Annotated in this window: 21 protein-coding genes; 12 read left to right on the forward strand and 9 right to left on the reverse strand. The window is 56.6% G+C overall.

Annotated features, from left to right (window positions below; genetic code table 11):
• Nucleotides 1-104 precede the first annotated feature (104 nt).
• The 7 genes from H7687_RS10945 (at nucleotide 105) to H7687_RS10975 (ending at nucleotide 6,742) form a co-directional block, all read left to right on the forward strand.
• Nucleotides 105-1,481: a sigma-54-dependent transcriptional regulator gene (locus H7687_RS10945; RefSeq protein WP_183347201.1), complete on the forward strand. Its 1,377-nt coding sequence runs from the start codon at nucleotides 105-107 to the stop codon at nucleotides 1,479-1,481.
• Between the two features lie 333 nt (nucleotides 1,482-1,814).
• Nucleotides 1,815-2,279, forward strand: coding sequence for an Imm44 family immunity protein (locus H7687_RS10950; protein ID WP_183347203.1), 465 nt, complete (start codon nucleotides 1,815-1,817; stop codon nucleotides 2,277-2,279).
• 880 nt (nucleotides 2,280-3,159) lie between these two features.
• Entirely contained in the window at nucleotides 3,160-3,885 is a 726-nt protein-coding gene (locus H7687_RS10955) for a hypothetical protein (RefSeq protein WP_183347205.1), read from the forward strand.
• Between the two features lie 195 nt (nucleotides 3,886-4,080).
• Nucleotides 4,081-4,479 carry an outer membrane protein assembly factor BamE domain-containing protein gene (gene bamE, locus H7687_RS10960; RefSeq protein WP_183347207.1) on the forward strand — a complete coding sequence of 133 codons (399 nt, stop codon included), beginning with the start codon at nucleotides 4,081-4,083 and terminating at the stop codon, nucleotides 4,477-4,479.
• A 137-nt stretch (nucleotides 4,480-4,616) separates the two neighbouring features.
• On the forward strand, nucleotides 4,617-5,192 hold the full coding sequence (locus H7687_RS10965) for a GNAT family N-acetyltransferase (RefSeq protein WP_183347209.1): 576 nt from the start codon (nucleotides 4,617-4,619) through the stop codon (nucleotides 5,190-5,192).
• A 36-nt stretch (nucleotides 5,193-5,228) separates the two neighbouring features.
• Nucleotides 5,229-5,876, forward strand: coding sequence for a hypothetical protein (locus tag H7687_RS10970; protein ID WP_183347211.1), 648 nt, complete (start codon nucleotides 5,229-5,231; stop codon nucleotides 5,874-5,876).
• Nucleotides 5,877-6,130: 254 nt separating this feature from the next.
• Nucleotides 6,131-6,742 (forward strand): DUF1294 domain-containing protein, encoded by a 612-nt coding sequence (locus H7687_RS10975; RefSeq protein WP_183347213.1) that lies wholly within the window; start codon nucleotides 6,131-6,133, stop codon nucleotides 6,740-6,742.
• A 204-nt stretch (nucleotides 6,743-6,946) separates the two neighbouring features.
• On the opposite strand, the gene H7687_RS10980 is transcribed toward H7687_RS10975, so the two are convergent.
• The 3 genes from H7687_RS10980 to H7687_RS10990 all read right to left on the reverse strand — a co-directional run bounded on the left by H7687_RS10980 (nucleotide 6,947) and on the right by H7687_RS10990 (nucleotide 8,126).
• Nucleotides 6,947-7,282, reverse strand: coding sequence for a type II toxin-antitoxin system HicB family antitoxin (locus tag H7687_RS10980; RefSeq protein ID WP_183347215.1), 336 nt, complete (start codon nucleotides 7,280-7,282; stop codon nucleotides 6,947-6,949).
• Between the two features lie 241 nt (nucleotides 7,283-7,523).
• Nucleotides 7,524-7,826 carry an addiction module antidote protein gene (locus tag H7687_RS10985; RefSeq protein ID WP_183347216.1) on the reverse strand — a complete coding sequence of 101 codons (303 nt, stop codon included), beginning with the start codon at nucleotides 7,824-7,826 and terminating at the stop codon, nucleotides 7,524-7,526.
• A gap of 3 nt (nucleotides 7,827-7,829) precedes the next feature.
• Nucleotides 7,830-8,126 (reverse strand): type II toxin-antitoxin system RelE/ParE family toxin, encoded by a 297-nt coding sequence (locus H7687_RS10990; RefSeq protein WP_183347217.1) that lies wholly within the window; start codon nucleotides 8,124-8,126, stop codon nucleotides 7,830-7,832.
• Between the two features lie 171 nt (nucleotides 8,127-8,297).
• Between H7687_RS10990 and H7687_RS10995 the strand changes: the two genes are divergently transcribed.
• Nucleotides 8,298-9,491, forward strand: a complete 1,194-nt coding sequence (locus tag H7687_RS10995; RefSeq protein WP_183347218.1) for a hypothetical protein — start codon at nucleotides 8,298-8,300, stop codon at nucleotides 9,489-9,491.
• A 55-nt stretch (nucleotides 9,492-9,546) separates the two neighbouring features.
• Here H7687_RS10995 and H7687_RS11000 read toward each other — a convergent pair whose 3' ends face one another.
• Nucleotides 9,547-9,909 (reverse strand): hypothetical protein, encoded by a 363-nt coding sequence (locus H7687_RS11000; RefSeq protein ID WP_183347219.1) that lies wholly within the window; start codon nucleotides 9,907-9,909, stop codon nucleotides 9,547-9,549.
• Between the two features lie 324 nt (nucleotides 9,910-10,233).
• Between H7687_RS11000 and H7687_RS11005 the strand changes: the two genes are divergently transcribed.
• The 3 genes from H7687_RS11005 (at nucleotide 10,234) to H7687_RS11015 (ending at nucleotide 13,392) form a co-directional block, all read left to right on the forward strand.
• On the forward strand, nucleotides 10,234-10,818 hold the full coding sequence (locus H7687_RS11005) for a glycerol-3-phosphate acyltransferase (RefSeq protein ID WP_183347220.1): 585 nt from the start codon (nucleotides 10,234-10,236) through the stop codon (nucleotides 10,816-10,818).
• A gap of 17 nt (nucleotides 10,819-10,835) precedes the next feature.
• Nucleotides 10,836-12,500, forward strand: a complete 1,665-nt coding sequence (locus H7687_RS11010; protein WP_183347221.1) for an aminotransferase class V-fold PLP-dependent enzyme — start codon at nucleotides 10,836-10,838, stop codon at nucleotides 12,498-12,500.
• Nucleotides 12,501-12,861: 361 nt separating this feature from the next.
• Nucleotides 12,862-13,392: a GNAT family N-acetyltransferase gene (locus tag H7687_RS11015; RefSeq protein ID WP_183347222.1), complete on the forward strand. Its 531-nt coding sequence runs from the start codon at nucleotides 12,862-12,864 to the stop codon at nucleotides 13,390-13,392.
• A 37-nt stretch (nucleotides 13,393-13,429) separates the two neighbouring features.
• On the opposite strand, the gene H7687_RS11020 is transcribed toward H7687_RS11015, so the two are convergent.
• The 3 genes from H7687_RS11020 to H7687_RS11030 all read right to left on the reverse strand — a co-directional run bounded on the left by H7687_RS11020 (nucleotide 13,430) and on the right by H7687_RS11030 (nucleotide 15,728).
• Complete coding sequence (locus H7687_RS11020; RefSeq protein WP_183347223.1) at nucleotides 13,430-13,786, reverse strand: DUF1622 domain-containing protein; 357 nt, start codon at nucleotides 13,784-13,786, stop codon at nucleotides 13,430-13,432.
• An 814-nt stretch (nucleotides 13,787-14,600) separates the two neighbouring features.
• Nucleotides 14,601-15,248, reverse strand: a complete 648-nt coding sequence (locus tag H7687_RS11025) for a hypothetical protein (protein WP_183347225.1) — start codon at nucleotides 15,246-15,248, stop codon at nucleotides 14,601-14,603.
• Nucleotides 15,249-15,407: 159 nt separating this feature from the next.
• A complete protein-coding gene (locus H7687_RS11030; RefSeq protein ID WP_183347227.1) occupies nucleotides 15,408-15,728 on the reverse strand; it encodes a hypothetical protein in 321 nt (106 codons plus the stop codon).
• A 56-nt stretch (nucleotides 15,729-15,784) separates the two neighbouring features.
• Here H7687_RS11030 and H7687_RS11035 point away from each other — a divergent pair, with 56 nt between their 5' ends.
• The gene (locus tag H7687_RS11035; protein ID WP_183347653.1) at nucleotides 15,785-16,204 is read left to right on the forward strand and encodes a PaaI family thioesterase; all 420 of its coding nucleotides are present in this window, start codon (nucleotides 15,785-15,787) and stop codon (nucleotides 16,202-16,204) included.
• A gap of 3 nt (nucleotides 16,205-16,207) precedes the next feature.
• On the opposite strand, the gene H7687_RS11040 is transcribed toward H7687_RS11035, so the two are convergent.
• Both H7687_RS11040 and H7687_RS11045 read right to left on the reverse strand, forming a co-directional pair.
• The gene (locus H7687_RS11040; RefSeq protein ID WP_183347229.1) at nucleotides 16,208-18,826 is read right to left on the reverse strand and encodes a hypothetical protein; all 2,619 of its coding nucleotides are present in this window, start codon (nucleotides 18,824-18,826) and stop codon (nucleotides 16,208-16,210) included.
• Nucleotides 18,827-18,888: 62 nt separating this feature from the next.
• Nucleotides 18,889-20,466, reverse strand: coding sequence for a hypothetical protein (locus H7687_RS11045; RefSeq protein ID WP_183347230.1), 1,578 nt, complete (start codon nucleotides 20,464-20,466; stop codon nucleotides 18,889-18,891).
• Nucleotides 20,467-20,494: the final 28 nt, after the last annotated feature.

Raw genomic sequence — 20,494 nt, forward strand, 5'->3', positions numbered from 1 at the left:
ACCCGCGTAAGTATATCGGAACAAGGCTTTACGTCAAATTGGCGGCTTGCCAAATATCGCCATCCATGTTATTGAAGAAATCTCTAACACTGGGAACTTACCGAATGAAACCCACCATAAAAATACTCCTCATAGAAGACGACGACGGCAGCCGCGAGGCGATGCTCATCCTGCTCAAGGCGAGCGGGTTTGCCATCAAGGGATGCTCCAGCGGCAAGGAAGGCCTCGAGCAGCTGGCGAGCGAGCCGTACGACATCGTCATCAGCGACCTGTTCCTGCCCGACGTGAACGGCATCGACATCCTGACCCGGGTGAAGCAGGACTCCCCGCGCACCGAAGTCATCCTGGTCACCGGCCACGGTTCCGCCGAGACCGCCGTGCAGGCGATGAAGAAAGGCGCCTACGACTACATCACCAAGCCCCTCAACATCGAAGAGCTGCGCATCATCATCGACAAAGCCGTCGAGAAGGGGCAGTTGTTAAGCGAGAACGTCTACCTCAAGAAGCAGTTGCAGGACAAGTACGAGTTCGCCAACATCATCGGCAACTCGCAGGCCATGCAGCAGCTCTTCTCGCGCATGAAGCGCATCATCAAGACCGACTCCACCGTCCTCATCCTGGGTGAATCCGGCACCGGCAAGGAGCTGGTCGCCAAGGCCATCCACTTCAACGGCAACCGCAAGGACAAGCCGTTCATCGCCGTGAACTGCTCCGCCATCCCGGAGAACCTGCTGGAGAGCGAACTGTTCGGCCATGTCAAGGGAGCCTTCACCGGCGCGGTGAAGGAGAAGGTAGGTAAATTCGAGGCTGCCAACAACGGCACCATCTTCCTGGACGAGATCGGCACCCTCCCCATGCACCTGCAGACCAAGCTGCTGCGCGTGCTCCAGGAGCAGGAAGTCGAGCGCGTCGGGTCCAACAAGCAGATCAAGCTGGACGTGCGCGTCATTTCCGCCACCAACGTCAACCTCGAGGAAGAAGTCGCGCGCGGCAATTTCCGTGAAGACCTCTTCTACCGGCTCAACGTCATCCCGGTTCTCATTCCGCCCCTGCGTGAGCGCATCGAGGACATCCTCCCCCTCACCCGGCATTTCCTGGAGAAGAACTGCCGCTCCATGCAGCGTCCCATCATGCACCTGGACAAGGAAGCGCTCGAGGCGCTGGAGGCGTATCCCTGGAACGGCAACGTGCGCGAGTTGGAGAACATCATGGAGCGCATTGTCGCGCTCACCGAAGGCGACGTCATCACCCTGCGCGACCTCCCCGCCAACATAGCAAAGAGTTACCAGGAAGGCGCCCACTCCGTCAGCGTGACCCCGGCCGGTATCGACATGGTGCAGGCCATCAGCGAGATCGAGAAGCGCATGATCGGCGAGGCCCTTCAGTTAGCCGGCGGCGTCAAAGCCCGTGCCGCCGCCATGCTCAGCATCAACCGCACCACCCTCGTCGAAAAGATGCGCCGCCTCGGTATGCCGCTTTAGTCTTACTCTGAGGAGGAGGCGCTGCCTGCCCCTCCTAATCTCTCCCCTCCCCTCACCACCCGTTGCAGCCATCAGCCAGTAAAAGCGTCCAAAGCTTCGCCTTTACACCGATGAAGTATTTTTATATATTGCGATCTAACCCGTTTAAGGATGTGATTGGGAGATGGCCAGTTTTCTGGCCATCCCCCCAATCGGCACAAATTCCATCCATTGGCATGTATCATATCAGCATGTTACGTCAGCAGATCTATTAGCTTAATCAATATATACGCGACAATGTGGGAGGATGACGGCAATTTCCCACTACTAAGTAGTTGGGCGAGGAAGATACCTATGTGGTACGAGAGTCTTGGTATCATATCGATTGGCGGCCAAAGTGGTGGTCCAAGAGATAACGGAATTGGCAACATCAAGATTGATCTTTGGTATCTCCTTTTGAAGCACTGCACCAGCACCCATTGTGCCGCAGTTGACCACTTCGCCTTGGCCTTGCGGGTTGGAGGACAGTTTGCGGATTGGTCACCTGAGAGGATTCACCGTGTAAGGCGCAGCCGCAAGGAACGTTATATAGGTTGTGACATCGACATTCCCTTAGCGGTATGGCAACCACAAACGACAGACCAACTAAAGGAGTATCTGGCTCAAAAGGTACGAGAATCTATAGAAGTGCTAGTTGCTAGGCTCAAAAAGGACAAAGAGAGCATAGATGCGGAAAGCCTCTTTAGAGAAGTTGATACGGCCATAAAACTCTTCCTGGCATATCGATACACAGGTTACCCCGAAGGGCCAGCCGCCTAATAATCGGACCTTGAAAGGTTATCGGTGTCGGACCGGGTGAGGATAATTTGAAAACATGAAGAAGTGAGATCCCAACAAGGAAGTTAGACCAGACGATCCGGTCAACTTCCGACCGTTGGGTAAGTGAACTTAAGGTACCAAATATGACGTATTTCCCCTGCACCTCATCGGCCTACACCACTTTTGCTATGTACTTATCGGTCCTCCTCATCATGTGGCTATTCATAATTTCAAAGGATAGGTCAACAAAGATAGCAAGGGGAAGAATGATTACGTGCTTGGCGCTGTCGGTTGTGTACGTCGGTGTGGTCTATAATGCAGTATTTATCCGTTATTTCTACGGATATGACATCATCGAAAAGTCAAAGATTATCCAAATAGAATATTTGTCACCACAGCGGACAAGGCTACTGAGCGTAAGCATGATAGCGACAGTGAGGTGTGAACCCAGTTATAAAGGAAGCTATCAGACTGTTATCATAACGAAAGACGGCAAAAGATATGAGGGAGTACCTTCAGCAAGAGGTGATGCTGAGAGAGTCGCTCTGCGCTTAAATCCAAATCTTCTTTAAGGTTGCCGCTTACGGCGGTAAAGGAAAAGGCGGGGGCAGCCCTGGATATGGGACACTTCGAGGAACATGTCCCAACAAAGTGGGTGGACCGGTCTACGCGGTGGTAAGAGCAGGAATGAGTCGGTAATGGGCGGGCGCTCCGCCGGTCACCTCACGCCGCTGGCATAGAGAGAGAGCAAATCTTAGTGACGGTGGGAGTGTTGCGGGGCCATCAGATTGATTTGCAGTCTTGCCCGTCCAACAAACATATGAAGAGAATACATAGCTTAAATTAAGGTTTTGAGTTCGCGTGACTAGTGAGACTTCAAATGGACAACCAAGAAATATATTATCGGCGTAACTTCTATGATTTGTTCTGGGATGCGGTGCGTTTAGGACGTATGGCGCAGGAAGTACAGGAAGACGATGACACCGAATTCAGCTGTGCCCGTGCTTCAATAATGAGTTCAGTATTTTCTTTAGAATGTGCCTCAAACTGTTGTGTCGAAATTATGCCTAGTGGCAGTGGTTTTAAAAAAGACGTAGATAAACTTCCATTTCTTTCCAAGTTTGAAGTCTTTTTAGGCGTGATGTTTCCCGGAAAAACTTTAGATCGTGGACGACATGAAGTGCAGTTGGTCCAAGAACTTAAGACCATACGCGACTCATTCACTCATCCTAAAGTCAAAAGGACCAAGCTTATACGGGTTGATAGCAACTGCGAGTTTAAAGAAGGTGCTGGCTACATATCGAATATATTTGGAACGGGACCTACTAGATCCTACGATTTTGGTTGCACCCAATTCCTCAATCTCCCTAACACCATCACGTGGCAGGCAGAAGATGCCATTTCAGTCCTACATGCTGCCACCAAGTTTCTGAACTATTTTTTTGTAGGACTCTGCTCTTACGACAGCGACACAATTAATGATATTCTCCGTAGTAGTGGTGAGATATCCATCCCTTCAAAAATCTCCTACGGAAGACTTGATGATCCAGAATTAAAGCGGGCTATGGATCGATGGAAGTTGAACTTGGATTTCCTCGGTGGGTAAAAAACAAATGGGCAGAGTGGACAGTAGTAAGTTGTGTAAGTTGTTGTAGGACAATGGAACTGAAATCGGATACTTGAGACGATGGAATTCCAACGAAGCGCGTAGACCGGTCTCGCAGTTGATGAGAGCGGGAGGAAGTTGAAAGGGGGCAGGTGCTCTGCCGGTCACGCCGCGCCGTCGTTGGACAATAGAGACATGAAAAATGAAATCAATAGGAAAATCCGGCTGGCACTTTTGGGATGCGCGGTTGTCGTCGGAGCAGTTTTCTGGTTCCTTTTCGGGGACTCAATTCAGGAACGACTTAACCGAAGGGAATTCGATTCAACAGAGTGGAAAAACCCAAAGAATGTGACCTACAACATTAGGATCAGAATGGTGAACGATTTGTTGCGCCGCCACCATTTGACTGGAATGAGCCGGGAGCAAGTAATCGCTATTATAGGTGAACCAGACAAGACTCAATACTTCAAAGACTGGGATATGGTTTATTGGCTTGGACCCGAGAGAGGGTTCCTAAGCGTAGATTCCGAGTGGCTTGTAATGCGATTCAATAGCCAGAAAAAGGTTTCCGAAGTGAAAGTTGTAAGAGATTAGTGGCAGACACGGACGACTGACGCCGCCGGTCAAGGCCGCACCCGTTGGCCAGAAGACAAAGACTTGGAAAGTGCTAGAGATAGATTGGATACTGCCGCGTCGAATTGGTGCTATTCCGGGATCATCAGGAGATTCAGATGCAATTGAAGCTTGCAGAGCTTTCGGATATCGACGGTGTATTGGCGTTGCACAGCAAATTTCAGATTGATACGATAAAAGAGGAAGATAAAAAGGACGGTTTTGTTACAACTGCTTTTACCAAGGATCAGCTGTCGGAGTTGATTCTAGGTGAAAACGGACTCTTCATAGCGAAAGATGATGGCGTAGTAGTTGCCTACGTAATGGCTGCATCGTGGCATTTCTGGTCGACACACCCGGTTCAGGCATACATGATCGGTCAACTCCACCATTACAAGTTCAACGGGGAAACGTTGACTGCAGAGAATTCATACCAATACGGCCCAATCTGTATCGACACAACGGTTAGAGGCGCCGGTGTTCTCGAGAAGATCTTTGCATACGCCCTGGAGTCGATGTCCCAAAGGTACCCCATCCTTGTCACCTTCATAAACAAAACAAACCCTCGCTCGCTTTCGGCTCATATCAAAAAGCTTGGTTTGTCTGTTTTGAACGAGTTCCAGTTCAACAACAACAGCTATTACTGGCTGGCTTGTTCTACCCGTACCGACGCAAACAGGCCATTTGAACCCTGATTTCTGATAGGGGCATCTGGGGTCAGGCTGAATCTGGTGAATCTGGAAAGCGAGATCGCACAAAGCGTAACAGCGGCCAAGCCGCTGTACTCTCAGGCGTTTAACGACGAAAATGGAGAGAAAATGCGAAAGCAGGTTCTGCTTGTCGTAGTAGCTTTACTCAGTGTGAACACCTCAGCGCTCGCTGGCGAGAAGCAGAAAGATTTTAATTTCAACTCTCAGATCGGTATCGCTGAGATCACACCGACAGGCGACGGATGCCTAACCATTTCCAACTCAACCCTTCCAGAAAACCAAAAGATAAAGCTGGTCATTATCGAAAAGCAGCAGAAGGTCATTGAGAAGGAAGTCCATAAAAAACTTAAAGCAAGCTGTTCAAGAAATCCTGAGACCCCACCAGACGCCTCGTTTTACTCGTTTTCAACGCGAAAAGAAGAACATTTTGATCCAGCAATTGCTGTAGTTGGATTTACTGGCAATTTCAAGACGGTAAAAGGCAAGGTTCGAGCGGATCTCGACGGTAATGGAACCGCTGAGAGTTTCCGGTCGTGCACCAGCAATGAGGGACTGCATTTGACTGTATGGGCCGGAGAGGCGCTGAACTCGAAACGACAGTGGCACGAATATTACTATCTTGGCTATGACGTCGAACCGTCCTGTAAGCCTGCTGATTATAAGGAATGACGCTCAACCAGCGACACCCGCGGTCTCCGCTGACGCTCCGCCGCTGGGAACGAGAGAGGACGTAGGTAGCTGATGTAGCTTATTGACCACTGCGGGGGACATAAGATACATAAGATACCAGCGTCGCCTCCTCCTCCCCCTCCTCCTCATTTTTACTTGATTGTTAACGTAGGACACATAGACGGGCGACGCACACGCACGACCGGTCCTGGCACAGGGGGCGGTCAACGCTCAGGCGTTGGCAAAAAGAGACTATGATTAAACAAGGCAAAATTACATCATGGAATGATGACAAGGGGTACGGTTTCATCACCCCAAGCTCGGGGGAAGATAAAATATTCGCCCACATCAAGGCCTTTAAGAACCAGGTTCACCGACCAGAAGTAAATCGGTTGGTTACCTATATCCTGACCACTGACAAACAAGGTCGAATTTGTGCAGCAGAGGTTACTATGCTTGCTGCAGCAGTGATCAAAAAAGATGATCAAGGCAATTGGGTGTTAGCAAACGCCTATGCCGCCTTGTTTTTGGCTTTCATCATGTTCATTTGTCTCGTTGGCACTGCTCCTTCCTGGTTGTTTGCAGGTTATCTTACTACAAGCTTAATCACCTATATCGTTTACTATTTCGATAAGTCTGCCGCTCAAAAAGGACAGTGGAGAACACAAGAAAGCACCTTACACCTGCTTGCCTTGTTTGGTGGATGGCCGGGAGCACTTGCAGCCCAACAACTATTACGGCACAAATCCAGAAAGAAACCATTTCGCATGGTTTTTTGGATGACCGTAGTTCTGAATAGCTGTGCCTCTATTGTTTTCATAAACCCAAGTGCTGTAGAGGCACTCAAGTCGCTACTAAAAAAATAAGATAAGATAAGGAAAAGGCGGGGTCAGCCTTGGACATGGGACATTTCGAGAAACATGTCCCAACAAAGTAGGTGGACGGGTTTACGTAGTAGTAAGAGCAGGAACGACTCGGTACCCTGGACGCTCCGTCACCTCACGCCTGGAGCCGGGCTGGGTGAAGGGCAAAGATGGACCTATGTCAGGAGCAAGCGGGAGATTGGACGATCAGTGATGGTGCGTGGCGCACTCAGAAAGAAGTTCCACGATCCACGCATTAATGCTCTTGCCGTGAGCGGCAGCTTGGGTGGCTAGACGCTGGTGCAGTACTGGAGGGACCCTCAAATTGAACTTCCCGGAGAATTGCTTGCGAGGCTCGACCCCATCCTCGGCACACATCTCCAGGAAAGCCTTCAGTGAAGGCTCGCCCTCTTTCCGAAGATCGTCTACTGTACTGGCATAAAAATCAGCACCACCGTTGATGCCCACAAATTCCCCCCGGAACATGTCGATCTCGGGGTCATAGGAAATTACAGCATCAAACCCGTTAATATTCATGTTCATGGTCTTACTCCGTTCGTATGGTCTTATTTTACTACCACCATGAACGTACAACCGTCAAGGCTGGACCCCGAAGGGGTCAGGCACGTTTTAATCTGAAGCAGCATGACGATGCCAACCACGCGGGTAGACACGGTCTCCGCGGTGGATAAGAGTGGAAGTGACGTGATATAAAGTTGAGCGCTCCGCCGGTCAGCCTCAAGCCGTTGGACGAGGGAGAGAAAGCCAGGTAAAGGAGCGAGGTCTAATGGCGAGGCTGAGCAACCAAGCGGACTCCAAGCGCGGAACAAACTCGGCTGATTGTGTCGAAGCGTGGATGAGCTCCGGGACGCAAGGCTTTGTAGAGGGCTTCGCGTGTCAGCCCGGCAGCCTGAGCAATTTCAGCCATGCCGCGCGCTCGTGCGGCGACTCCTAAGGCATGGGCCAACTCTGCTGCGTCACCATCCTCAATCACCATGGTGATATACGCCGCAATGTCGGCCTCGCTTTTTAACTGGGTGGCAAGATCAAATTCCGAGAGGTCCGATACAACGATTTTTTTCGGCATGGGTCAATCCTCCAATCTGGCTGCCCGCTCGAAGGCAATGGCAATGTCGGCTGTTTGTGTGGATTTGTCCCCACCGCCGAGCATCACGATAAGCATGTTGCCACGTTCAATGTAGTACATTCGCCAGCCGGAGCCAAAGAACTCACGCATCTCAAAAACGCCGTGGCCAACGGATTTCACATCACCGAGATCGCCTCGCTGGGCCTTGTCAAGGCGTCGAGCCAGCCGCAACCGAGTGGTGCGGTCTTTGATGCCATTTAGCCAAGCGTCAAATTCGGGAAGGGTCTTGACGATGTACATGCCGCTATTGTAGTCGAGCGATTACAAAAAGGCAAGCTGCTCAAAGGCATAAAAAGACACCAATAACTGCCGAAGGAAGGGCCCAGTAAGAAATTGGATCGGCCAAACCTGCCGGTCAAGAGGGGACAGCCCTCGACACCCCATCTATAAAATCCCTGGAGATACGAATCCATGAAAGAACTATCCCTTATTTGTCTAGTCCTGGCTTCCTTGCTGACGGCCTGCACCAACTACATGTACGGCGTACCCCAGGAAAGCTGGGACCGGATGAGCGAAACGGAGCGGGTAGAGGCGATACGGGTGTACGAGCAGGAACAGCGGGCACGCCGCCAGGCTGAAGAGGAGCAGGCCCGCCGCCAGGCGGTGGAACGGGAGCGGGAACGGGCCCGTCGTGCCGCGCTGGAGCGGGAACGACAGGAACGGATCGATGCCATACACAGGGGCGAGGGTGCCTTCGGCGAGTTGATCCGGGTTCGCTTGCAGGGTGGCGAGATCAAGATCGGCGACCGGCATCATCACTACCAACCCTTGACCTTCACCATCGCCGACGGCGAAACCCGCAGGATCGCCGTGGCCGACAGGAAAGGGAGAGAGACGGAACTCACCGTAACCTACGCCGGCGGCGCCCTTTCCTTCGAAGGGCTCCGTTTCCCCTACGACCGGCGCTGGGGAAGGGGTGAACTCTATACAGACACCGGCACTTCCGGCCCCCTGGCGTTACGGGGGGTGGATGTCTTCATCCAGGTCCACGACCGTTCTTCTCGATTTGACCGGGAGATGCCGCGACTGATCATCGTCCGGGAGGAACCGCCGGTGGTAATACGGGAACGCGAACGCGAACGGGAAAGGGAAAGGTCAATGCCTCCACCTGCAATCATAGTCGAGAAGGATCGGCCCAAGCCGCAACCGGTAACGCCCCCCCCTCCGCCGGTGCGTCAACCCGCGCCCCCTCTGCCGGTGCGTCAGCCAGCTCCCCCTCCGCCGGTACGTCAGCCGGCCAGCCAACCGCCGGTTGGTCCGCCGGCAAGCCAAGCGACGGTGCATCCTCCGCGCACCGTGGCAGTCGCCCTCCTCTCGGGTGAGTTGAAGGTGCGGGGCAAGAAACAGCAGGTGGAGCAATCCGCGCTGCGGATTGCGGATGGAGAGACCCGGGAACTGCAGGTAAAGTCCGGGGCTGAAACCCGCACCATCTCGGTCCAATACCGAAACGGTGAACTTCTCATCAACGAGCCCCCAGGAAAGGGGCGCAACGACATCCGGCTTCGCTTCGAGAAGGATTGGAAGACGGGTAAGATTTACCGCTTTGACCTGAAGGGCAGAACGGGCCTGGAGAAGGTGGAAATGAGGGTGACAGGGGTCGAATAAGGCCCCTTGTCCGCCTATCCGCTAGGCTACTTGTCTAAGACCGTCACGTGGCTCTTCATGCTATTGGTCTGAGCAGAGAGTGTTCCTCTTCGCCAACGGGTTCTTTGGACGTGGTGAGGGCACCGATATTGAGCACACCGGTAATGTATCTGAAGTAGACAGGCTTCTCGTTTCTTAGCAGATCAAGGACGTTCTGGAAGTCGCGATCCGGGAAGAAACACCAGGCAAAGCTCCTGCTACTGCTTGCCTGATCGTCGACAGCAGGCATACGTGCCGGATCCCTGTAGAAATAAAGGACGGCTATCAGGGTGTTATCGGCCCGGCAAAGATCGATGCTGGCGCGAAACTCATAAGAACTCGTACCGCCCGCGTAATAGGTAACGACATACTTCTTTACTTCTTCGTAGGTATCAGGCATCCCCCCCTCCCTTGTTACCTTGGTTTCCAGCTTCTCATCAATCTCATCAATCGCCCCTAATTTAGTCCAGCGCCCTCACGCATTAACACAGTATCATTATGGCAACTCCAGTCAACTACACCGCCCGTTTTTCCGGTGGCGGCTTCCGTTCCAACTGAAAACAGACACGACAATTAGCCATAATTAATACCGCCCATTACTTGAAATTAGCGGTTCTCAACCTATTATCGGGGCATAGGAACAGGATCTGTTCCTCTGACAGAAGTCTCAGCGACTTTCGGCCAGGCTACTTTCCAAAAGGTCAGGCAAGGAGAAGCCAGAGAGTTGGAAAAAGTCCCCATCATTGTTCTCTCATATCTATTGGGCTGCTTCACCACCGGTTACTATTTGGTCCGCCTGGCAACGGGAGACGATATCCGTACCGTATCCAGCGGCAACGTGGGAAGCCGTAACGTCGGGCGCCTCTTGGGAGCAAAAGGGTTCGTCGCGACGTTTGCCGGCGACGCTGGCAAGGGCTTCCTGGTGGTCTGGCTGGCTCGGCATCTCTCACCTGAGATAGGGGTTGCACAGCTTGCCCTTCTCGCGGCGGTGTGCGGACATGTCTGGCCGATACAGCTGCGGTGGCGCGGCGGAAAGGGGCTGGCAACGCTTGCCGGGGGCATGATACTGCTGCACCCGTTTGTCATCGGTACGGGATTCCTGCTCTGCCTCCTCCTTTACGTTTTTACCCGAAGCACCACAAAGTCCGCGCTGATCGCCCTCATCTTATCGCCGCTGTTCCAACCGGCCCTGTCCTGGTATCAGCAAATCCCTATCCAGATCATCAACGTGGCGCTCTATACCGTGCTCGTATGCATTGTCCTCTATGCACACCGCTCCAATATCCGCAGCGAGTTCCGACTAGCCTAAGCAAGGGGGGAACAGCCATGCCACCGTTCAAACCGACCTTTAAAATCGCCTCGACACCAGCTGAGTTCGACCAGATCCACCGCCTTAACTACAGGACCTTTGTCGAGGAGATCCCACAGCACCCTGCCAATCACAAGAAGATGCTGGTAGACAAGTTCCATGAGGACAATACCTACTGCATCTGCCTGGACGGGGAACGCCTGATCGGCATGATCGCCATTCGGGGCAAAAGACCCTTTTCCCTGGACAGCAAGGTGCCGGACCTGGACCGGTGGATCCCCCCTGCTGCGCAGGTGTGCGAAATGCGTCTTCTTGCCGTGCTTCCCGAGTACCGCGGCACGGCAGTCTTTGCCGGTCTCATTCATTTCGCTGCCAGCGAGTGCATCCGCCGCGGATTCACCATGGGTCTGGCCTCCGGCACGCTGCGGCAAACGCGCCTTTACCGGCGCATGGGATTCGTCCCTTTCGGTGATCCCGTCGGTAGTGCCGCGGCGCGTTTCCAGCCGATGTCCCTGACGCTGCACACGGCCGTTTCACTCATGGATCGACTCAGGATGGACGTACCGGAGCTTCCTGCCGCGTCGATGGCAAATTTCCTCCCCGGGCCTGTCAAGGTGTCACCGGCCGTACAGGCGGCCTTTGCCGCGCCGCCGCTCTCCCACCGTTCGTCCGAGTTCCTCGACCTGATGGCAGAGACCCGGAGCCTCTTGTGCCGGCTTACCGCCGCGCGTCACGTGCAGTGCTACCTGGGAAGCGGCACCTTGGGAAATGACGTCGTAGCAGCCCACCTCAAGGTGGAGGCCGGCATGGGGGTGGTGCTCTCCAACGGCGAGTTCGGAGACCGCCTGTTCGACCATGCACAGCGCATGGGGCTCGAGTTCAAAGCGTACAGCGTCCCGTGGGGAGAAACGTACGACATTGCGGCTATAGAGGATCTCCTCGTGCAGTCGCAGGCGACATGGCTGTGGACCACCCATTGTGAGACCTCTTCCGGCATCCTCAACGACGTGGAGCGCTTGTCGGAGATGTGCCGTCGCAGGGGGGTGGCGCTGTGCCTTGATTGCACCAGTTCGCTCGGCACGGTTCCGGTCGACCTCTCGCGTGTCTTCCTGGCCAGTAGCGTCAGCGGCAAAGGGCTCGCGTCGGTTCCAGGGCTTGCCTTGGTTTTCTACAACGACGAGCGTAAGCCGGACCACCGCATCCCGCGTTATCTGGACCTGGGATACTACGGCGACAAGCAGGGCGTTCCCTTCACCCATTCCTCCAACCTGTTGAAGGCCCTCAACCAGGCCCTGCGGGAGCTCGAGCCTCCGCGCCGGTTCCGAGAGGTCCGGCGCTGCCAGGAGATCTTGCGCAAGGGATGTTCCGACATGGGGTTGGAAGTCACAGCTAAAGAGCGGGTCTCATCACCTGCGGTACTTAGCATCAGGATTCCTGCACCGCACTCGAGCCTTCTGTTCGGGGAGGCACTGGAGCGGAAGGGGTTCATACTGAACTACAGAAGCGAGTACCTGGTGCGAGGCAACATCGTGCAGCCTTGTCTCATGGGCCAGGTAACCGAAACCGAATGCCGTGCCCTGATCCAAGCCATTGCCTCGCTCATCGCTGTTTCAAGACCTGTCGGAACCCATGTCAAGGCTGCGCACGCCCTACCGCGTAGCGCCGTCCCGCCCCCCCCTTAAAGAAAAGAAGAAAAGGGGAGAGGCTACTTTTGTAAGTGCGTGTCCCCTTCCTTTTTCGGACGGCCCCTTGGATGAAGTGTCGATTCCAGCCCGACCTTTTCGCAAACTGCTTCTACCCACCACTCGGCACCAAAAGGTGTATGCCTGTTGACGCTCCTGCGAAGCCGTTCAACTTCGTTTACCGTTATACATCCGTCAATGCCCTACCCTCATATTCTTGCCGCGACACATGGCTGTCAGCATTCCGACCACGCGACCAGCGATTAGATGACGGCAGTGTTGAAATCAAGGGAGGAGTTGGTGTAGGTTGCATCGCGTGAAGCCAAGGGAAGGCCGTGTCCACCATTTTGAGGAAATGACGATGATCGAACACACCGTCGTGCGCTGCGACTACCAACAGCATGGGGATGCAATACTGGAGATTTTCAACGACGCGATCTTGCACTCGACCGCCCTCTACGAGTACAAGCCGCGGACCCGGCAGTTCATGCTGAATTGGTTCGAGACCAAGGAGATGGCCGGGTTCCCCGTGATCGGCATCGAGGACGGCACGGGGAAACTGGTGGCATTCGGAAGCTACGGCACCTTCCGGGCCTTTCCTGCCTTCAAGTACACGGTGGAACACTCGGTATATGTGGATAAGGATCATCGCGGCCGTGGCCTTGGCCGGACGGTGATGCAAGAGCTGATTGCGGCGGCACGGGACCACGATGTGCATGCCATGATCGGCGGCATCGATGCGACCAACGCCGGAAGCATCGCCCTGCACGAGCAACTCGGCTTCAAGCACGTCGGCACGCTGCCCCAGGTCGGCTTCAAGTTCGGCCGCTGGCTCGACCTCGCCTTCTACCAGTTGTTGCTGGACACGCCCGCCAAACCGATCGATGGCTGATTTATCTCGCAACGGCCTACCCTGCCGGGGCGGTTGGTCACGTCGGGGGGACTTCTTCCGGCTTCCGCTGCCATGGCCAGTGTCCTTCAAGCTCCACTTGCAAGGCCATGCTTAAAAAAGTCCGAATAACTACTATGACGCCGAGGACCAGCACCCCTCCCAGGGTGGGGGTCACGGCCACGGTGCGGATGATGTCGGCGGCAACGAGAAATTCCAGGCCGAGGAGGATGCCGCGGCCAAGGTCCTGCCGCAACTGCCTGAATCCGTCCTCCACCCTGCGCCCCTGCATGGCATACCTCGTTACCGCCACCACGAGTCCGGCACAAATGGCTACCACACCTGCCCCGTCGATGACAACGCCGACCGTCTCGGCGATTTCCTTGAATGTCAGCATGTCTGCCACTTTCCCTCCGGTGTGTGCCCTGCCAGCCGATAATTAACACAATCCAACTTTACCAGGGTTTATACATGCCACCAAAAACAAAATCCCCCCTGTCCCCCCTTCGCAAAAGGGGGGAACGTTGCCGCCATCATCTATAGCGGCCGGCGTCATTTCTATGTAAACAACGGCATTTACACAAAATTCTTTACAGGCCCCACGTGGGTACATCGTTAGGGGGCGTGGGTACATCGTTAGGGGACGCGGGTACATCGTTAGGGGTCGCGGGTACTTCGTTAGGGGTCGCGGGTACATCGTTAGGGGTCGCGGGTACATCGTTAGGGGTCGCGGGTACATCGTTAGGGGACACGGGTACATCGTTAGGGGTCGCGGGTACATCGTTAGGGGTCGCGGGTACATCGTTAGGGGTCGCGGGTACATCGTTAGGGGACGCGGGTACATCGTTAGGGGTCGCGGGTACATCGTTAGGGGACGCGGGTACATCGTTAGGGGACGCGGGTACATCGTTAGGGGTCGCGGGTACATCGTTAGGGGACGCGGGTACATCGTTAGGGGGCGCGGGTACATCGTTAGGGGTCGCGGGTACATCGTTAGGGGACGCGGGTACATCGTTAGGGGACGCGGGTACATCGTTTGGCGGCGCGGGCATGTCGAAAGGGGGCGCGGGCACATCGTTAGGAGGCGCAGGTACATTCTTAGAGGACACAACGGCGCCCTTTGTGGTCGGGGGAAGAAGTTTTTGAGAGGCCTGGGAAAGTAACGGGACGAGAGGGCGCCATTGCGGCACCCTCCCGTGAAGTGCGGGAAATCAGGTAATGAATACGCTGGTGATCGAGGACCAGGGACCGGGGCCATCGGGACCGTGGTGCCTCATCCGGAAGAAGGTGTTGCCCGGGTCCAGGTTATCGAGAATCATGTTCTTGGCATCCGGGTACATCGACTTGTGGAACCAGTCCGCTTCCACAGCAGGATCCTTGGTATTGACATGAATCTCGTGGTTGTAGGCGCCCGGCGCCGAGCTCGCGCTGGCCACCGCCTTTCTCGGTTCCCCGGAGTTGGTAACGGTGAAATCCGGGGGAGAGGTCAACGGCAACCTGGTCCTGCGGTGACTTCTACGCTCTTGAGCGATGTTAAAGCCGGTGGTGTACAGGGCATCCGGATTGCGCATCGACACCGCTTCCAGGAACGAGGCCATCTCATCGAGGAGGGCAATGATCTCTTCCATGAGCTTGTCCCGCTCGCGGATCAAAAGCCGGTCGCCGTTACTGGCCAGGCGATAGGCTGTTGCCAGCGCCGTCACCAGTTCGACGAACTTTTGCAGCAGCGCGCCATTGGTTCCCCAGACCGAATCCGGATAGTTCTTGTTGCCAATCAGGCTGAGCTGCACCTTCTGTGCAAATGAGAGAAACTCCTTGGGACCATACCGGCGATAGTCCCTCTTTATCCTCCTCTGCATGACCATTAATGCCTCCTTTGCCGTGGTGTTGGCTATCCGCAAAGATTAGACCGCACTAACCGGGCTAAAGGATATAAAGCACCATTTGAGATGTCAAGCAGCAGGGCGAGATCTTTCCTTACGCTGCACTACACGATATGCGCCGCATCTTGGGGCAGGTCACTCCGATACCGGCGGAGCCCATTTCAGCTTCGGACCTGATTTTTTTGGCGCTTCCGACGACTCCTTCGCGCCAGCGGAAGCGGGCTGCTTTCCGAGCAGGAGTGTCCTTAGCTTTTCGGAGAGGGGAACGGAGGTCTCGCCGACAGTGATATCCTGGATATCCTTGGCGTGCCCGAGCAGCTCGACGCTCTGCACCTCCCCTGATGCGTACTTGATGACCAGCGTGTCGGCAAGCGCCGTCCCGCTGATGGCCATAGAGATGACGACTGTCCCTAACGATTTTAGTTTCCACTTCATATGAACTCGGTTAAGCTTCATGCGTTACTCCTATTGTCGAGATAGAGGACTCTACCGTGTACAAATACGACGCTGACATGACGGCCGCGACGCCAAAGTTCGAACTCCCGGGGTGGATCGCGTGCGCGCCTTTCGAGGAATACCTCGGGATGCGTATAGAGGAGGCTGCGGGCGGACGCGCGGTCCTCAGCATGCCGTTCAAACTGAAACTGGCGCAGGGTGTGGGGCTCATGCATGGAGGCGCCATCACGTCGCTGGCGGATACCGCCGTAGCCATGGCCATCAAGAGCATTCTCCCGGAAGGCTCAGACTTCGTGACCGTCGACCTGCACCTGAAGTTCTTCGCCGCGGTGCGGGAGGGTTCAGTACGCGCCGTGGCGCGCGCCATACCTCAGGATGAGCGCAAGATTGTCGGGGAAGCGGAGATTTTCAACGGGGACACCAAAGTGGCGGAGTTCAATGCCTTTTTCATCGTTAAGAGAAGGGGAGCGGAGTAAAAGTTACTGGGCGTACTCTTTCCAGACCAGGCCGGTATCGGCGTTGAACTTGGTGATGCCTTCGCTGTCCTGCATGGTGCCGGTGAAGGCCTCGTCGTCTTCCCACAGAATCCCTTCCGGCATGAGCACCCGGGCCACTACTCCCTTGCCGGTGATGGTCCTGGCTCCCAATTGCTTCGTCTTCGCAGCCTTGCTCTGTTCGTAGACCTTCAGGGTGAACCTTAACGGCGCCGGCTCTTTGCCTTCGGTTTCCACTGCAAAGGTATAGATCCCCTCCCCTGTCTTCTCGATAATCGCTTCCCTGGTCTTCTCAGGGGTCTTGACCACGATGGGCGACAGCTGCTTTTCACGCCGGGACTCGTTGCGGGTCAGCGCCCTCCCCCGTTTCGACTTCGGATACTCCTTGAAGGAGACGCTGAGCTTGACATCGTGTGCGCCGGCCACGATCAGCTTGAGGTCGCCGTGTATGGAGGGGATCACCAAGCCTTTCTCTTCCGGCGGCTTCTCCGAAGGCCGCGGTCCTGCCGTTTCTTTCTTTGCCTCAACCGGCTTCGCAGCTGCCGGCAGTTGCCCGGCTGCTGCTACGGCGGTGCGCCGGGCCTGCTCCGCCTTCTCCGCGGCCAGCCGTTCCCGGGCCAGTTGCTCCGCCTGGGCGCGCAGCGCGGCAAGGCGCTCGGCCTCGGCTCTCCTGCGCTCCTGCTGTTCCTGCTCCACCCTCTTCTTCTCGGCCACCGCCAGACGCGCCAGTTCGGCCTTGGCAGCGGCAGCCTGGGCGCGTTCTTTAGCCTGCTTTTCCTGCTGCGCCTTCAGGGCGGCCAGCCGCTCCTGCTCCGCCTTCCTCTTCTCCTGCAGCGCCTGCTCGGCGACCCTCTTTTTCTCCGCGGCTGCCTGACGCTGCTGTTCCTGCTTCTCCGCCGCCAGGCGCTCACGTTCGTGCGCCGCCCTTTCCGCCTCGGCACGCTGGGCGGCTTTACGCTCCTGCTCGGCCTTGCGCTTTTCCTGCAGGGCCTGTTCGGCGAGCCGCTTCTTCTCCGCTGCCGCCTGGCGTCGTTGCTCGGTCTTCCCGGCTTCCTGCTGCGCCCGCTCGCGGGCGAGCCTTTCCGCCTCGGCGCGCTGGGCGGCTTTGCGCTCCTGCTCGGCCTTGCGCTTTTCCTGCAGGGCCTGTTCGGCAAGCCGCTTCTTCTCCGCTGCCGCCTGGCGCCGCTGCTCGGCTTTTTCTGCTTCCTGCTGCTCCCGCTCGCGTGCCAGCCTTTCCGCCTCGGCGCGCTGGGCGGCTTTGCGCTCCTGCTCGGCCTTGCGCTTTTCCTGCAGGGCCTCTTCGGCGAGCCGCTTCTTCTCCGCTGCCGCCTGGCGCCGCTGCTCGGCTTTTTCGGCTTCCTGCTGCTCCCGCTCGCGGGCGAGCCTTTCCGCCTCGGCGCGCTGCGCGGCTTTGCGCTCCTGCTCGGCCTTGCGCTTTTCCTGCAGGGCCTGTTCGGCAAGCCGCTTTCTCTCGGCCGCGGCCTCCCGCTCCTGGCGGGCCTTTTCCGCGGCCAGCTGTGCCCGCTCACGGGCCGCCTGGTCGGCCCGCGCCTGTTCCGCTGCGACACGTTCCCTTTCCGCTTCCCGCTTTTCCTGTTGTTCCTGCTCGGCCTGGGCGGCCGCCGCACGGCGCTCCTGCTCCGCCTTTTCCGCTGCGACCCGCTCCCGCTCGCGGACCAGCCTCTCCTGCTTGGCCCTCTCCGCGACGCGGCGCTGCAACTCGGCCTGCCTTTTGTCGTGTAACTCCTGCTCTGCTCTTTTTGCCTCGGCCGCCTTCCGCTCCCGCTCCGCTTTTTCGGCCGCGGCGTTTTCCCGCTCGAGGGCCAGCTTTTCCTGTCGCGCCTTTTCAGCGGCCTTACGCTCCTGCAGCGCCTTGTCGCGGGCAATCTTCTCCTGTTCCGCTTTCGCCTTGGCCGTTTCGGCGGCCTTGCGTTCCGCCTCTTTTTTCTCCGCGGCTTTGCGTTCGGCTTCCTGCTTCTCGGCAACCTTGCGTTGGCGCTTGGCCTCTTCCTCGGCCTGACGTTCCTGCTCCGCTTGCAAGGCGGCAAGCTTCTTGCGCTCGGCCTCCTCGCGTGCCTTGGCCTCCTCGGCGGGATCGGGGGGCGGGGTCTCTGGTTCTCCCCCCTCGGCGGTGTCTTCCTCCTGCTGGTCGGCCTGGACCTTGGGCAGCAGCACCGGCGTCTTTTTCGGCCCCGGAGCCGGCTGCTTCGGCTTGCCCGCGTTTGCCTTGGCGGCGACCATCTCTACCCGCGGTTCTCCCGCTGCCGCCTCAGCGGGCTGGTCCGGCAGATCCGCCTCCGCCGCAGCATCAGGCTCGGCAGCGGGAGGATTGACGGTCGCAAGGGTGCTCACGGGAAGTTCGGCAGTCGGGGAGGAGGCCGGCGCGGCGCTGGCCTTGTCGGGTGTCGCGGTGGCGGCCATGGGGAGTGAGGAAGGGGAAAGCCAGAGGATGTCGAACCTGGCCGAAGTGCCGGTCTGGGGATAGTAGATGGCAGCCGACGACAGCACGAAAAACAGCAGGGTGTGGACCGCAAGCGAGCCTACGGTGGCCCAAACGATGCCACCCCGGTCCACCCTTCTGTTCAACCACACGTATTCGTCCATAAATCCGTCGACTCCACTTGTGTCGCGTCCGTGCCGCATCCCCCGGCAGGACCACCTGCCGATCAGGCTTTGTCTTTCTTGTCGTCCAGGACCGCAGGCCGCACGTCGGGATACTTCTCCATGAGAGGCCGGTATTCCGGCACGTTTCGGACAAAGATATTGGTAACCTTGTCGGCGTAGATCAGTTTCCAGGCCGGGTGGATCAGCAAATGGCGCGACAGCGTTGCGTCCGCAGGGAAAATGATCCACGATATCCGGTATTTTTCCAGAATCTTTTCCCACCCCGGCTGGAAAGCGGTTACCTTGAAGTACTCCTTCAGGCGCTCAGCGCCGTACATGTCGAGCCTTCCGTCGATGAACACCTTGTAGGCCGGCGCCGCCGCGTAGATCAGGCAATCCCCGAATTCGTCGTTGTTGAACATGTTGCCCGGTATCCGCTCCCTTTTCAGGAACTCGATGGCCGCCATCGGCTTGATCTTCGGGTCGAACTGGAAGCTGATCCTTCCGGAGTGCACCATGATGACCACCGCAGCGAGCGCCGCCAGCGGCCACAGGTAGCCCCTTGTGCTGGCATCGATGGCAGTGATGTTGCGGGACCTTTGTTTGACGAAGCGGGCAAAGCCGGAATCGGACTCCCGGAGCACCCGGGTCAGCCTCCTGGCGATGACAGGGGCGACGATGATGGCAAAAAGAGGGATGTACCGCGCCGAGAACAGGGACATATGGGTAAAGAGCAGGATCAGAATCATCTCGACCAGGTTCAGCTTATACCTGGACAACCCTACCGTGGCAAGCAACACGAAGAGCAGCAGTTCGAAGTACTTTATGTAGTATTCGTGAAAGTTGGGAGAAAGGAACTCGGAAACCCCGTCCATGAGGTCCTTGGACGAGGTGAGCTGGAATGGGAACAGCAGGATGTGGAATCCGTAAGGATTGACCACGCTGGCCGCACCGCACGCGAGGATGGCGAGGCCGAGACCGCGCAGCCTGCGCAGGCTCTCCCCCCTCCCCTCACCTTGACTGAAGAAGGCGTCGAGCAGGTTGCCGAGAAAATACGCTCCCAAGAGGATGAAGCCGCCCATGAAGCCGCCGTGCAGGTTGGCCCACGGGATCATGATCAACGGCAGCAGGAAGAGAAGGTTCCTCCCCTGGTGTTGGTACTGGTCCAGGATGTAGTACCAGGCCACCATGATGACCAGCGAGAAGACGTGCGGCCGGGCCAGCCAGTGCAGTTGCGCTGCGCCGCCGACCAGGACGACCACCGACAGCGAAACGAGGATGTCGCCGTCAGCCGATTGCATCATCCTGAAGAGCAGGAAACAGGACAGCGCCAGCAAAAAGGCGAAGAAGATCACCACGCCGCTCAGCCCCCAGGCCTGGTGCACCAGCGCCATGATGACCTCGGAGAGCCATTCATGGGCGGTCCACGGGAGCGGCGGTGAGAGGAAGGAAAACATGTCCTGGTGCGGGATGCTATGGGTGTTGAGGATGTACTCGCCGGCGCGGATGTGGTATCCGGTGTCGCCGTCGTTGAGCAACTTCTTGCCCGAGTAGAGTGCGATGAGCATGAAGATGGCGATAAAAAGGAAGTCGCCGATGGAAGGAAGCAGGAAGGTCTTTTTCGTGTCGCAGGGACTCAATCTGTACCACCTTTCAAAGAAATCATTA

The organism is Geomonas paludis, assembly GCF_014193585.1.
GTDB lineage: Bacteria > Desulfobacterota > Desulfuromonadia > Geobacterales > Geobacteraceae > Geomonas > Geomonas paludis.

Coding starts and splice junctions, on each gene's coding strand:
- H7687_RS10945 (WP_183347201.1), top strand. CDS start 105: ATGAAACCCACCATAAAAATACTCCTCATAGAAGACGACGACGGCAGC.
- H7687_RS10950 (WP_183347203.1), top strand. CDS start 1,815: ATGTGGTACGAGAGTCTTGGTATCATATCGATTGGCGGCCAAAGTGGT.
- H7687_RS10955 (WP_183347205.1), top strand. CDS start 3,160: ATGGACAACCAAGAAATATATTATCGGCGTAACTTCTATGATTTGTTC.
- bamE (WP_183347207.1), top strand. CDS start 4,081: ATGAAAAATGAAATCAATAGGAAAATCCGGCTGGCACTTTTGGGATGC.
- H7687_RS10965 (WP_183347209.1), top strand. CDS start 4,617: ATGCAATTGAAGCTTGCAGAGCTTTCGGATATCGACGGTGTATTGGCG.
- H7687_RS10975 (WP_183347213.1), top strand. CDS start 6,131: ATGATTAAACAAGGCAAAATTACATCATGGAATGATGACAAGGGGTAC.
- H7687_RS10980 (WP_183347215.1), bottom strand. CDS start 7,282: ATGAACATGAATATTAACGGGTTTGATGCTGTAATTTCCTATGACCCC.
- H7687_RS10985 (WP_183347216.1), bottom strand. CDS start 7,826: ATGCCGAAAAAAATCGTTGTATCGGACCTCTCGGAATTTGATCTTGCC.
- H7687_RS10990 (WP_183347217.1), bottom strand. CDS start 8,126: ATGTACATCGTCAAGACCCTTCCCGAATTTGACGCTTGGCTAAATGGC.
- H7687_RS10995 (WP_183347218.1), top strand. CDS start 8,298: ATGAAAGAACTATCCCTTATTTGTCTAGTCCTGGCTTCCTTGCTGACG.
- H7687_RS11000 (WP_183347219.1), bottom strand. CDS start 9,909: ATGCCTGATACCTACGAAGAAGTAAAGAAGTATGTCGTTACCTATTAC.
- H7687_RS11010 (WP_183347221.1), top strand. CDS start 10,836: ATGCCACCGTTCAAACCGACCTTTAAAATCGCCTCGACACCAGCTGAG.
- H7687_RS11015 (WP_183347222.1), top strand. CDS start 12,862: ATGATCGAACACACCGTCGTGCGCTGCGACTACCAACAGCATGGGGAT.
- H7687_RS11020 (WP_183347223.1), bottom strand. CDS start 13,786: ATGCTGACATTCAAGGAAATCGCCGAGACGGTCGGCGTTGTCATCGAC.
- H7687_RS11025 (WP_183347225.1), bottom strand. CDS start 15,248: ATGCAGAGGAGGATAAAGAGGGACTATCGCCGGTATGGTCCCAAGGAG.
- H7687_RS11030 (WP_183347227.1), bottom strand. CDS start 15,728: ATGAAGCTTAACCGAGTTCATATGAAGTGGAAACTAAAATCGTTAGGG.
- H7687_RS11035 (WP_183347653.1), top strand. CDS start 15,785: ATGACGGCCGCGACGCCAAAGTTCGAACTCCCGGGGTGGATCGCGTGC.
- H7687_RS11040 (WP_183347229.1), bottom strand. CDS start 18,826: ATGGACGAATACGTGTGGTTGAACAGAAGGGTGGACCGGGGTGGCATC.